The sequence below is a fragment of the Leucogemmata humicola genome (assembly GCF_055379415.1).
In genome coordinates this window covers 1,671,083-1,683,615 of sequence record NZ_AP040875.1, presented here as the reverse complement: position 1 = coordinate 1,683,615, position 12,533 = coordinate 1,671,083, and the positions used below count along the sequence as shown (strand labels likewise).

Genomic DNA, 12,533 nt, shown 5'->3' with positions numbered 1-12,533 from the left:
CCGACGGTTGGTCGGCGTCTACCTGCTGAAGGTCCTAGTCACTCAGTTTCGCGACATTTTGCTTCACGAATCACCGTACCGCGACGCCGCATCCCCGCCTCCTGGCCGGTCCCGCCGCCGTCGCCGCTCCTCCAAACAGACCTCCCGACGCTCCGCAAAGCCGAGCTCGCTGACGTCTGTTCCCACCAGCCGAAACGCGTACATCGAAACGCGCGCCTGGTTGCTTCAACAGCACGGTCCCGTATGCGCATACTGCGGCACCCGGTTCACCGCCCAGGTCATGACGCTCGACCACGTGGCGCCCCGCCGCGGTCAGACTGCGTACGACCGCCGCGACAACCTCGTGCTCGCCTGCCCCGGCTGTAACTCGGCCAAGCGCGATCAGGCGCCTCTCGCTTTCCTACTCGCGTCGCGCCCTCGCGCGGTCAACCTCGTTCGCTACGGGTCGCACCTCAGCCCAATGCTGTTCGATCTCGCTCGGTCGCTCGTTCCAGCCGACGCGCTGGAAGCCGACGACGACGAGTCGCCGTACAGAGACTGACCACGGACCTTCGAGCGCCAGACGCTAGGCAGTCGTCGATTCCGCAACGATCGTCTCTAGTTCTTCCCAGCGCGCCACTAGCTCCGCCAGCGCGACTTCGATTTCCCCGAGTCGCGCCTTAGCGCTGACGACCGCGGCACCGTCGCGCAGAAAGGTCGGATCCCCGAGCGACGCATAGAGCCGTCCTCGCTCCTGCTCGAAAGCATCAATGCGATCGGGAAGCGATGCAAGCTCCGCCGTTTCCTTGAAGCTGAGCTTTCGCTTTTTCGCCTTGGGCTGTGCTGGCGGCGGCGCGACTACGCGCTTCGCGACTGGCGCAGATTCCACCGGCTTCCGTTGCCGAACCCAGTCGGAATAACCGCCGACAAACTCACCGACGCGTCCGTTGCCCTCGAGCACCAACGTACTGGTGACGACGTTGTCGAGAAACGCACGATCGTGACTCACGACGATGAGCGTTCCGCTGAACTCGAGCAACAATTCCTCGAGCAAGTCGAGCGTTTCAATGTCGAGATCGTTCGTCGGTTCGTCGAGCACGAGCAGGTTGAACTTGCGCGTGAACAGTCGTGCGAGAAGCAACCGATTTCGCTCGCCGCCGGACAGCGCGCGAACCGGCGTGCGTGCACGGTCGGGCGGGAAAAGAAAATCCTGCAGATATCCGTGCACATGCCGGCGCGAGCCAGCAACGTCGACGAAGTCCGCGCCGTCGGCGATACTGTCGAACACGCTCTGCTCGGGATCGAGCTGCTCGCGAAGTTGGTCGAAATACGCGAGCTCGAGGCCGGTCCCCAAACGAATCGTGCCCGACGTGGGCGTGAGTTGGCCGAGCAGCAGGCGAAGGAGCGTTGTCTTTCCGGAACCGTTGGGGCCGATGAGTCCAACGCGATCGCCACGCGTGATCGTCGTTGAGAAATCGCGCACGATCGCACGATCACCATACGAGAAACTCACATCGCGCGCCTCGGCCACGAGTCGCCCGGAACGCTCAGCTTCCTGCGCCTGAAGCTTGACCGTTCCAACACGATCGCGCCGCGCACCGCGTTCGACGCGGAGCGACTCGAGTGCTCGCACGCGCCCTTCATTGCGCGTGCGTCGCGCCTGGATGCCAGTGCGGATCCACACTTCCTCCTGCGCGAGCTTTTTGTCGAACGCTTCCCATTCGCGCGCTTCCGCGGCGAGCGCCGACTCTTTTCGCGTGAGGTAGTCGTCGTAGCCAGTGCCCCAATCGACGAGTTTCCCTCGATCGAGCTCGATGATGCGCGTTGCCACGCGGCGGAGAAAGGCACGATCGTGGGTGACGAAGAGCAACGTCACGTCGCGGTCGATGAGAAAAGTCTCAATCCATTCGACCGCTTCGATGTCGAGATGGTTGGTCGGTTCGTCGAGGAGCAGAACGTCGGGTTGTCGCACCAGGGCGCGCGCGAGCAACGTCTGGCGCTTTCGTCCGCCAGATGCGGCGGCAAAGCCGGCGTCCGCGTCCAGCGAGAGATGTGAGAGTACCGTGTCGACGCGCGTCTGCATCTGCCAGGCGTCGGCCGCATCGAGCGCATGATGTAGGCGATCGAGCTCGCGAAGCGCGGAGTCGCCCGCGCCGTGGGCGACTCGGACGCTGGCGTCGTGATAGCGCGCTAGCAGGCGACCGGGCTCTCCGAGCCCCGTGGCGACCACGTCGAAGATGGTGCCGTCGACGTCGTTGGGCACTTCCTGTTCGAGGTGCGTGACGGTGATTCCCGTTTGGCGGACGACGTCGCCCGAGTCGGGCTTCACGGTGCCGTCGAGCAGACGCATGAGTGTGCTTTTCCCCGCTCCATTCCTGCCGAGGAGACACACCCGCTCGCCGCGGTCGATGCTGAAGCTCGCGCGGTCGAGCACCGGAGGGCCACCAAACGCAATGCTGACGTCCTGCAATCCCAACAGAGCCATGCTGCCTCGTTTCGAGTGAACCGGCGTCGCGAAACCACGTCATTGACGCGTTCGTAGATTAGCATATCGGTCGGCGATACGATCGCGCTTCCACCTCCTGCCTAAGGCATGCTAATGGGCCACACGCTCCGGTTGCTCGTCCCACTCATCGTCGTCGGCGGCGGCATCTCGATGGCCGGTGCACTGTTCTACGGCGTTTGGATGCTCGGCCGGTATTTTGGCCGTGACGAAGCCATGCCCATCGAGCTGGCCGACGTTCAGGCCCGCATGCATCGCCTGGAACAGGCGCTGAGTCAGACTACGAACGCGCTCGATCGGCTCGAAGCCGCCCACCGCATCAGCGCGCGCATGATCAGCGACCTGCCGGACAACTTCGATCGTCTGCCGCCCGGGCGGCCCGTCACGCCGCACTAACACGCGATTCGGCTGCGGGCTCACGTTGCCGCAGCCCTCGAGACACCGCACATTTCCTGGATACGATCGGCCGTGTCACGCGCGGCCGGCTTTCCGTTTCTAGGAGTGACTTCGTGCGTCGAATCCCTTTCGCGCTTGCCCTCGGAACCTGCCTCGCGGCAAGCGCGGCCGCGCAGAATAGGCCTGCGTCTTCTACACTGAAACCAGCCACTCGCCCGGTGTGGCCCGACGAGGGCCCCCTGAAGTGGGCGCCCCGGCCGACGGTCTCCGACATCACGGCGAACGATCTGCGTACGCGGCTCTACCAGTTCGCCGACGACTCTATGATGGGCCGTCGCATTGGCGAGTTGGGGAACTACAAAGGCACCGCCTACATCGCAGCTGAGTTCAAACGACTTGGCCTCAAGCCGGCCGGGGAGAACGGGACGTTCTTCCAGGACATGCCCTACGGTCCGATCGGCTTCGACAGCTCCGCGACGCGTCTGACGGCAGGCGGCGCACCGCTCGCGACGAAGAGCGAATGGATTCCGCTCGCGCCTGCACCGACGAATGGCCTCGGCAACAAAGCTGATCTCTCGAACGTGCAGACGGTGTTCGCGGGTCGTTGGGGCGACACCACGGCGCTCGATCCGGCGATCTTCCGCGGCAAGGTCGCCGTGTTCGCGGGCGCTCCGGCGGCGGCACCTGCGGGTGGTGGTGCACGTGGCGGTGCGGCCGCAGTTCTTCGCTGCGACTCGGTGCCCGACAAGTTCGGCGCGGCCGCGGCGATCAAGGTCGAGGCTGCGCAGCGTGCCGCCGACAGCGCCGCAGGTGCGGCTGGCGGCGGTCGTGGTGGGCGCGGCGGCGGCAGAGGTGGCGTTGGCGGTGGAGTGCGCGACACGCGCGCACAGGCTGCCGGTGCGGTCGCGGTGCTGTTCGTAGGACTCGACGCCATTCCGGCGGCGACGGTGAGCGGTGTGTTCAACGGCCGTGGCGGCATGCAGCCGACTGCCGCGCCGACTGCGGCACCCGCGGGCGCAGTGATCTCGAACGGCGCTGCGCAAAAGCTGTTCGGCAAATCAGTGGAGCAGCTTTCGGTCGGAGCGACGGGCCAGCCCGTGAGTGGCACGTGGAACTACGCGTGGACGATGTCGAAGACGCCGGCTCGCAACGTGATCGCAATCCTGCCTGGCTCCGACCCGGCACGCGCCGGCGAGTACGTGTTGGTGAGCGCCCACAACGATCACGTCGGCGTGAATACCACGACGGTGGATCACGACTCGCTCCGCGCCGTGAACATGGTCACGCGCAAGCAGGGTGGAAACGACCCGGTGTGTCGTCCGACGCCCGAACAGCAGCACCTCATCGACTCGCTGATCAAGCGCGCACGAAGCATCCGTCCGCCGCGTCGTGACTCGATCATGAACGGCGCCGATGACGATGGTTCCGGCACGGTGGTGATGCTGGAGATCGCCGAAAAGTTCGCCTCCGAAAAGCCGGCCCGTTCGATCATCTTCGTGTCGCACGAAGGCGAAGAATCCGGGCTCCTCGGCTCGCGCTGGTTCACGGATCATCCGACGATCCCGCTCAATCAGATCGTGGCGGCGCACAACATGGACATGGTGGCCAAGGGTCGCGCCGATCAGGTGAAGTTCGGTGGTCCGACGTCCATCCAGATGCTTGGCTCGCGCCGCCTATCGCGTGAGTTCGGCGACATCATCGATTCGGTCAATGCGACGCGCACCGAAACGATGGCCATCGACAAGTCGTGGGATGTGACGGCGAATCCGATGAATCGCTTCTGCCGCAGCGATCAGGTGAACTACGTGCACCACGACGTGCCCGTCACGTACTTCTCGCTCGGATACGCCGAGGATTATCACCAACAGACCGACGAGCCACAGTATGTCGAGTATGACCATGCGGCGCGCGTGGGCCGATTCATTCACGACATCATGTGGGCGATTGCGCAGCGTAAGGATCGTCCGGCGATCGCGGGTCCCGATCCGTCGTACCCGGTCTGTCGTTAACAGCGTAGAAGCGCATCAAGATTCAGGCGCCACCGAATAGGATTTCTTGGCGCGCAAGCACCGTGATTTTGGGGAACGGAAACTGCCGGATTGGACAGAAACGGCCGGATAAACGGCGATCGTCGCATCCGGCGGTTTCCGTTCATCCGGCCGTTTCCGTTTTCAGAATACAAGATGTCCAACAAGGGCCCGAGTCCAACCGAACAGACTATCACCGGCGCCGACTGGTATGGCGCCGACATCTCCGGTCAGACGCACACGCGAATCAAATTCGTGGACCTCGACCTGACGGAGGCGAAGAATCGCGGCGCGGTCTTTACCGAGTGCACGTTTCGCAACGCTCGGTTCAACGCATCGGTGCACACTGACGCCGCGTTCCTCAATTGTACGTTCGGCGGGTGCACGTTTTTCGATACGCGCTTTGCGCAGTTCAAGTTCACGGGAAGCATGTTCGATCGATGCACCTTCGACGTCATGAAAGTCGAAGGTGGCAACTGGTCGTGGGTAGGACTTCCTGGCGCCGATCTGCGCACGGCGTCGTTTGCCGACGTTCGAATGCGCGAAGCGGATCTGACCGGAGCGCGTTGTCAGGGCTCATCGCTCCGCGACGTCGATCTCGCGGGCGCGCTGCTTCACAAGGCTGACTTCTCCAAGTGCGATCTGCGAGGCAGCGACCTGAGCGACCTCGACCCGGAAGGCGTCGATCTTCGTGGCGCAATCATCACGATAGATCAAGCAATCGTGATCGCTACGGCACTCGGGTTGGACATCCGCGCGGACTAGCCGCGCGGCAAATCAGCCGATGAGTACCGTGGGGCAGCCAAGGACGATGCTGCCCCCATGGCCAGTCGGATCGCCCATGCGAGCAGCCGGCTTGCCGCCAATCATCACCGTGACCGAGCCCATGACAATCGGCGCCGGCGGTCCGACGCACGTGCACATGCCGCCAACCGTGGCGGCAGGCATGCTTCCGATCAACACGGTCGGCGTACCGGGAGGCATGACAGGTCCGCCGACGTGTGGAATCGGCGGAACCGCGGGCGTCATCATCGGACACACGTGCATGTCCCCGGCGCGAGCAGCAGGTTGTCCCATGGGTCAGGGTCTCCCGTTCATCATGAGCCGGCCGGCCAGAGCTTCGTGCGCTCGGCCACTTCGAGGCCGAGCTGTAAGAATTCTTTGAATTTCTCCGGCGCGCGCTCCGGCTCCGTGGCAACGACGGCGACGGTCACGCTTCCAGACACGGCCTTTGCGCACAGGAACTCCCCGGGAGGAACAACCGGCGCGTCTGGCGGAGCGAGGCTGCCGCTCGACATGAACGCAGCAAGCGCTGCACAGCCTGCAGCCGTGCCGAAGTCCGCGGCTTCACCCGCTTGCATCGCTTTGCGACGATTGTCTTCGGTGGGCTGAACGATCCACTGTTCGGTTGCGTCGAGCGCTGCCTTGACCGGCGCGGGCGGAGTGGCACCGGCCGCCTTTCGTGCGCAGACCCACGCCCACCACACGGCTTCTCGCCGAGGAAGCGCATGCGCGAGAAAGCGAATGGCGTCGACGTTCAGCTCACGGTCGATGAGCAGGGCGAAGAATGCGCGCGGCGATCGCGCACCTTCGGCCAGCAGCGCGCGAGCGTCATCGCTGACGTCCGCGACCGCACACAACTCGGCGGAGCCGCGAGGAGTTTGGCCTGCTGTGTACGACGGCGACGTGGTGGCTGGAGCAGTCATCGGTAGTCCGCCGTTAGTTGATCATCGTGATGCCGCCCTTCACGGTCACCATCGCGTCTGCCTTCACGGTGGTCATGAGACCCTTCATTTCTGCCGTCGTATCGCCTTGAATCGCGACCTTGATGCCTTTGATCGTGATTCCATCCGGCCCGATCTTGATGCTGTTGCCACCCACCTTCAGCTCGATGCCCTTCATGGCATCGTAGGTAATCGCGCCTGCCTTGAGCGAGGCGTTGAGATCACCCATCGACAGGGTTGTGGTTACGTCGCCCTTGTCGACGGTCGTGGTGACATCTCCCTTGCTGACAGTCGTCTCGAGATTGCCCGTCTTCACTTTGACCGAGCGATTTCCTTCGACAGTGATGTCCTGTTTGCCCTTGGCAATGACGAACGTTTGATCGCCCTTCTCGATTTTGGTGCTCTGGTTCCCTTCGGTGAACGTGAGGGATTCGTCCTTGGTGACCGTTTCCGTCCGCTTGCCCTTGATGGTCGTCGTCTCGTCGTTGTCGACCGTCCGCATGACGTCGTGCATGACATGGACGGTCTCATCGTTCTCGACTTCGATCAGAAAATCCTTTTGTGCATGTACGAGCACTTGCTCCGAGTCTTTCCTGTCCTCGAAGCGAATTTCGTTGGCGTCCGACGACGTGCCCTTTGCCGAGCTGCGTGTCTTGACGCCGCTTTGCGTGCCGTTGGCCGGAAGGTCGTACGGCGGCATCTGATCGCCGTTGTACACGCGACCCACGATCACCGGGCGATCCGGATCTCCCTCGAGGAAATCGACGACGACTTCCTGGCCGATTCGCGGAATCTGAATGAAGCCCCACTGCTTGCCCGCCCACGTGCTCGAAACGCGCACCCAGCACGAGCTCTTCTCGTCATTCTTGCCGAGGTGGTCCCAATAGAACTGAACCTTCACTCGACCGTACTTGTCGACGTAGATCTCCTGGCCGCTGGGACCGACGACGATGGCCGTCTGCGACCCGTGTACGATCGACTTAGGCGTAGCGCAGCGCGGACGAAAAGGCACCGCGTGCGGAATCGCGCGGAAGTCGCTCTGGAAGGCAAACTCGCCGTCCGAGTCGCCGCTACGATACGATCCCTGAACGGCTACATGCTGTAGCGAGAGCAGCTGGTACGACATGTTGACGTCGCGCCGATAGTGTTCGCTAATATCCAATTTCTGACCGCTGCCGAGCGCGCGACAGGGCGTGCGACCACTCACCACGTGACTGAGCGATTCGGCTTCTTCGATGCGAATGCGCGCCAATCGCTCACCGTCGGCCACCACCTGGAATTTTCCAGGGTAGTCGAACTGGCTGAGCTGCGACGCGCTCGCGACGTTCTTACCCTTTGCGCTGCCCTCGAGTCGTTTTGCGGTGCTGTCGTTGTAGTCCATCAGCGTGACCGTGCCGGTCGACCGTACCTCCGTATCGACCGATAGCTCGTTGATGGCGTCCTCGCTCAACAGCGTTCCTCCGCCCGACGACATGGCCTGCATCTTCAACTTTGCGGCCGCACCGGCCTTCACCGCCGCTGACGCATCGGCAAGAACAATGGTGTGTTTGTCTTTCGTGTGCTCGAAGAAGTAGAAAATTCCCTCCTCTTCCAGGAGCCGCGAAATGAAGTCGAGATTGCTCTCGCGATACTGTACGCAGTATTCGCGAGCAGCGTACGATCCAGTGAGCGCGTCGCGCACGTCGGTGATGCCGGCTTCGCTGAGCACCGACTTCACGATTTCTGGCACCGTCTTGGCCTGAAAGATCCGGCAATCGGTAGCCAATGACAGGAACCACATCGACGGAACGATGTCGGCGCGGTACGACACGCCGGCGAGAGAGCGGCCGAGCTGCACGAAGCGGCGCACCCATCCGTGAAAGTGGCGTTGCCCTCCGGCCGACAGCGCGACCGTGACCGTGACCGGTTTTCTCAGCAGCTTTTGAGAATCGATCGCGGCGTCGAGTGACAGAAGGTCCAGCGACAGTTCGAACGGCGTCGACACCGACTCGGTGCATTCGAGTCGCTCGATGACGAGAACATCGGCACCGAGTGGTGTCTCCAGCCGTAACGGCTTGTCGTGCTGCGTCAGTTCAGCCACGAAGTGCTCCTTGCCTTAGGCAACCGGGATGGTCTCATCCCCGAACGATGACGGCAGCGTCGCTACGGACGCAGACACGCCACGCGATGAATCCGCGGGCGCCGCGTCGTAGGTGAGGTTTCCGTCAGCCGCAACTCCAACCGAGATCCCGCCAATTCCGCCGCCCGTCGCCATCTGCTCGAGAATGCGGCCCGAGATCTCCGGCAACAGCGTGTTCGTGAGAATGTTGTCGACGTTGCGCGCGCCACTCTCGACTTCGGTGCATCGCGCTGCCACCGCGCTGACCACCGCCTCGTCGTAGGCGAGATGCACGCGATGCGTCTCGGCGATTCGGCGACGCACCTTTCCGAGCTTGAGGCGCACGATCTGCTTGAGGTTCTCGTCGCGCACCGGGAAGTACGGAATGATGACCATGCGGCCGAGGAACGCCGGCTTGAACGTCTTGTCGAGTTCCGGCTTGAGCGCCTTCGCGAGTCCCTCTGCCGACGGCGACGTCTCCACGTCGGCGGTCAGCTTCATGATCGTGTCGGTTCCCGCGTTGGTCGTGAGGATGATGACCGTGTTCTTGAAATCGATCTCACGGCCTTCGCCGTCATCCATGCGACCCTTGTCGAACACCTGGAAGAACAGCTCGAGCACATCGGGATGTGCTTTCTCGACTTCGTCGAGTAGTACGACCGAGTATGGACGGCGACGCACGGCCTCCGTGAGCACACCGCCTTCGCCGTAGCCGACGTATCCCGGCGGCGAACCCTTGAGCGTGGACACGGTGTGCGACTCCTGGAACTCCGACATGTTGATCGTGATGAGGTTTTGCTCACCACCGTAGAGCAGGTCGGAAATCGCCAGTGCCGTTTCCGTCTTACCGACGCCAGACGGCCCGACGAGCATGAACACGCCCTTTGGCTTTTGCGGATCCTCGATGCCGGCGCGCGACGTGCGCACTCGGCGGCTGATCTGCTCCAGCGCGGTTCCTTGCCCGATCACGCGTGCGCCGAGGTGCTTCTCGAGCTCGAGGATGACGCCCATCTCGTCGCGCATCATCTTGCCGACGGGAATTCCCGTCCAGCCGGAGAGAACTTCGCCGACGATCGATCCGTCGACGCAAACGCGAATGAGCGGAGTCTCTCCCTGCAGCGCTTCGAGCTGCGAGTCGAGCGTGCCGAGCCTAGCGCGCAGCGCGTCGGCGTCATCGGCTTTCTTTGAACCGGCGTGGTGCTGCTCGAGCGTCTGACGGATCTCACGAATCTCGTTGACGAGACCCTTCTCCTTCTCCCATCGCGCGGTAAGTGCCGCCAACTCGGTCTCCGTCTTCGCGCGCTCCGCTTCGATCTCGGCGAGACGGTCGGAGTGATTCGCGCCGACGGCAACTTCGCGCTCCAACACGCGGCGCTGTACGGCAAGATCTTCGATGCGGCGCGTTGCATTCTCGAGCGCGGGCGGCGTAGCGCTCTGACCGAGCGCGAGACGCGCACACGCCGTGTCGAGAATGCTCACAGCCTTGTCCGGAAGCTGACGGTCGGCGAGGTAGCGATGCGAGAGGCGAACCGCCGCATCGAGGCCGCTGTCGAGAATGCGTACGTTGTGGTGCTTCTCGAGCGACGGGAGAATGCCGCGCATCATCTGGAGGCAAACGTCTTCAGTCGGCTCTTCGACCTTCACGAGCTGGAAGCGACGTGCAAGCGCCGGATCCTTCTCGAAGTATTTCTTGTACTCGCTCCACGTCGTCGCCGCGATCGTGCGCAACTCTCCGCGGGCGAGAGCAGGCTTGAGCAGATTGGCGGCATCGTTCTGACCGGCCGTTCCGCCCGCACCGATCATGGTGTGCGCTTCGTCGATGAAGAGAATGATTGGCGTCGGCGAATTCTTTGCTTCGTCGATCAGACCTTTGAGCCGGTTTTCGAACTCACCCTTCACGCCGGCGCCAGCCTGCAACAGCGCGAGGTCGAGCGTACGAACAGTGACGTTCTGCAGCGGCGGTGGCACGTCGCCATTGGCGATGCGCAGCGCGAAGCCTTCGACGACGGCAGTCTTGCCCACGCCAGCTTCGCCGACGAGGATCGGATTGTTCTGACGGCGGCGCAGCAGAATGTCGACGACCTGACGGATCTCGAAATCGCGACCGAGGACTGAATCGATTTTGCCCTGCTTGGCGCGCTCGGTGAGGTTCACCGTGTACGCGTCGAGGTTGGGCTGCTTGCCGCCACCGGCTCGCGGCGCATCGCCGCCCGACGCCGCAGCACCGCCACCGCTCTGCGCGTAGGTCGCCGACGTCTCCTCGAACGAGTCAGCCGTGATCGCGGCGAAGTCTTTCTTGAGCGTCTCGACCGGAATCTTCGTCAGCTCGCGGCTGATGTCCTTCATCAGTCGCGCCAGCTCTTCGTTCGCCAGAAGCGCGAGTAACGCGTGCCCGGTGCGAATCTGCGTCGCGCCGTAGTCGAGCGAGGCGATCGTCCACGCCTCGTCGAGCATGACGGCGATGTGCGGACTCATCGCAGGCGTGCGCGCATTTCCTGTCTTCAGATGATCGAGGCTCTTCGACAGCTCAGACGCTAGACGTGACCGGTCGATCCCATACTGCTTGAGGATCGCGGCGACGTCACCGTCGGTGCTGTCGAGCAGCTTCATTAGAAAATGCTCGATCTCGACGTCGTAGTGCGTGCGCGAAAGACAGAGACCCGCGGCCGACTCGACGGCGCTGCGAGTCGTGTGATTGAGCTTCCCGATGAGAGCGCGGAGATTGACAGCCATTGGCAACGCCTCGCGTGCGACGTGAGTACGGAGAGGATCTATAACGTGAACAGTGCGTCGTCCGGATCGCGATCCAGCGGCGCTGTGTGCAACCAGGTTGTCCAGCCGAGCGGTAGCGGCACCTCGTCGGCGTCGAGGCGGAACTGTGGCGCTTCGTCGCGCGCGAGAACGAGTTGAATCTCGAAATCGAATTGATCGTTGCCGAAGAAGCGCGTCAACGCCTGCAGCGACGCGTACGACGCGCCGCCCGGCAGAAATTCGTCGTACCGGCGACGCGCGAGCGGGCCGATGCGGATTCGCACCCGGCCCTGCTGATCCCAAATCTCGTCGCCGGCTACGGCGCCAGTGCCGAGCCCACCCAGCTCGTCGCCGAGTGCCGTCTGCGCCGACACCTGCAGCGGGTACCATGCGCCAATGAACTGCTCCACTTCGCACGGTACGTCGAAGTAGTCGCTGACCATCTGTTCGAGTGCTACTGCGGGGCGAGAAGGAACGCTGAGCAGCCCCGCGTAGTAAAGCAGCGATTCGTCGGGAATCTCCTGGCGTCCGCCTAATCCAGGCGTCGCGATTCCAACGATGCTCAATAGCTGCTGGGTGAGCCACCCTTCCCGTTGGCCGGCCAGGGAATCGGAGTCACTCTCGGGCGCCGGCGCAGCGAGTCCAAGCGCAGCATGCGACTTGGTCCACGCTCGATAGAAGAGCGAGATCAGTCGATGCTCGAACAGGCCGATGAAATCCTTGAGCGCGTAGTCGCCCGCGCGCTCGCGTCGCGCGGCGTACAGCGTGTAGTCGAGCGGCAGAGCGCCCTGCGGACCAACGAGTCCAAGGAAATTCACGACCATCTGCGCGGGCGAATCGTTCTCGCCTTCCTCGAGACTCTGGATCTGGCTCGCAGGAAAACCGACAGTGCTCGGCGTCGCAAAACGCACGACTTCACTACCCGGGTCCGCAAACTCGCCAACCGGCGCACGCTCCGGCATGAGTTGCTCGAGCAACCGAACGGCCTGGAAGAAGTCGTAGGCCTGCGGTTCGTCGAGCAGTCTTCCCATGAGCTTGGGATCGATCGTCATGAG

Annotated in this window: 10 protein-coding genes; 4 read left to right on the top strand and 6 right to left on the bottom strand. The window is 63.1% G+C overall.

The window, feature by feature from the left end; genetic code table 11:
- Positions 1-7: 7 nt before the first annotated feature.
- Positions 8-541, top strand: a complete 534-nt coding sequence (locus AC6H4Z_RS06875; RefSeq protein WP_497546006.1) for an HNH endonuclease — start codon at positions 8-10, stop codon at positions 539-541.
- A gap of 24 nt (positions 542-565) precedes the next feature.
- Here the strand turns inward: AC6H4Z_RS06875 and AC6H4Z_RS06870 are convergent, their stop codons facing one another.
- A complete protein-coding gene (locus AC6H4Z_RS06870; protein ID WP_497546005.1) occupies positions 566-2,464 on the bottom strand; it encodes an ATP-binding cassette domain-containing protein in 1,899 nt (632 codons plus the stop codon).
- Between the two features lie 114 nt (positions 2,465-2,578).
- Between AC6H4Z_RS06870 and AC6H4Z_RS06865 the strand changes: the two genes are divergently transcribed.
- From AC6H4Z_RS06865 to AC6H4Z_RS06855, 3 genes are all read left to right on the top strand, one after another.
- Complete coding sequence (locus tag AC6H4Z_RS06865) at positions 2,579-2,878, top strand: hypothetical protein (RefSeq protein ID WP_497546004.1); 300 nt, start codon at positions 2,579-2,581, stop codon at positions 2,876-2,878.
- A gap of 113 nt (positions 2,879-2,991) precedes the next feature.
- Complete coding sequence (locus tag AC6H4Z_RS06860) at positions 2,992-4,887, top strand: M28 family peptidase (protein ID WP_497546003.1); 1,896 nt, start codon at positions 2,992-2,994, stop codon at positions 4,885-4,887.
- 174 nt (positions 4,888-5,061) lie between these two features.
- Positions 5,062-5,670 (top strand): pentapeptide repeat-containing protein, encoded by a 609-nt coding sequence (locus AC6H4Z_RS06855; protein WP_497546002.1) that lies wholly within the window; start codon positions 5,062-5,064, stop codon positions 5,668-5,670.
- 12 nt (positions 5,671-5,682) lie between these two features.
- Here the strand turns inward: AC6H4Z_RS06855 and AC6H4Z_RS06850 are convergent, their stop codons facing one another.
- Genes AC6H4Z_RS06850 through tssG form a run of 5 tightly spaced genes read right to left on the bottom strand, consistent with a single transcriptional unit; the run spans position 5,683 to position 12,530 of the window.
- A complete protein-coding gene (locus tag AC6H4Z_RS06850) occupies positions 5,683-5,982 on the bottom strand; it encodes a PAAR domain-containing protein (protein ID WP_497546001.1) in 300 nt (99 codons plus the stop codon).
- Between the two features lie 20 nt (positions 5,983-6,002).
- Positions 6,003-6,611, bottom strand: a complete 609-nt coding sequence (locus tag AC6H4Z_RS06845; protein WP_497546000.1) for a DUF6931 family protein — start codon at positions 6,609-6,611, stop codon at positions 6,003-6,005.
- A gap of 13 nt (positions 6,612-6,624) precedes the next feature.
- Positions 6,625-8,709: a type VI secretion system Vgr family protein gene (locus AC6H4Z_RS06840; RefSeq protein WP_497545999.1), complete on the bottom strand. Its 2,085-nt coding sequence runs from the start codon at positions 8,707-8,709 to the stop codon at positions 6,625-6,627.
- A gap of 15 nt (positions 8,710-8,724) precedes the next feature.
- The gene (tssH, locus tag AC6H4Z_RS06835; protein WP_497545998.1) at positions 8,725-11,460 is read right to left on the bottom strand and encodes a type VI secretion system ATPase TssH; all 2,736 of its coding nucleotides are present in this window, start codon (positions 11,458-11,460) and stop codon (positions 8,725-8,727) included.
- A 38-nt stretch (positions 11,461-11,498) separates the two neighbouring features.
- Positions 11,499-12,530, bottom strand: coding sequence for a type VI secretion system baseplate subunit TssG (tssG, locus tag AC6H4Z_RS06830; protein ID WP_497545997.1), 1,032 nt, complete (start codon positions 12,528-12,530; stop codon positions 11,499-11,501).
- Between the last annotated feature and the right edge of the window lie 3 nt (positions 12,531-12,533).